The organism is Rhodococcus sp. PAE-6 (assembly GCF_025290685.1).
Classification (GTDB): domain Bacteria; phylum Actinomycetota; class Actinomycetes; order Mycobacteriales; family Mycobacteriaceae; genus Rhodococcus; species Rhodococcus pyridinivorans.
In genome coordinates, this window is sequence record NZ_JAOCLZ010000102.1 from 1 (window position 1) to 366 (window position 366).

1 protein-coding gene is annotated in these 366 nt (G+C 69.4%); it reads left to right on the forward strand.

Annotated features, from left to right (window positions below; all coding sequences use genetic code 11):
• Positions 1-366 (forward strand): condensation domain-containing protein (locus tag NVV99_RS26410; RefSeq protein WP_260783289.1); only part of this gene is annotated, 366 nt, incomplete at both ends.

A 366-nucleotide genomic window follows, 5' to 3' on the forward strand; every position in this document is an offset into this window, starting at 1 on the left:
CGATCCGGTTGACCGGCGTCCTGGACGTCGAGGCGCTGCGCTCCGCGGTGGTCGACGTGCTCGGCCGGCACGAGTCGCTGCGGACGATCTACCCGGACGTCGACGGTGTGGGCTACCAGCAGGTGCTGCCGGTGTCCGAGGTCGAACCCGACCTCACGCCGGTCGACGTCACCGAGACGCAGCTGGTGCAGAGCATCACCGATCTCGTCTCGTCCGGCTTCGACGTCTCCACCCAGGCACCCTTCCGGGCGCAACTGTTCGCGGTGTCGGCGACCGAACACGTGCTCGCGCTGGTCGTGCACCACATCGCCGCCGACGGCTTCTCGATGGGCCCGCTCACTCGCGACATCGTCTCCGCCTACGCGG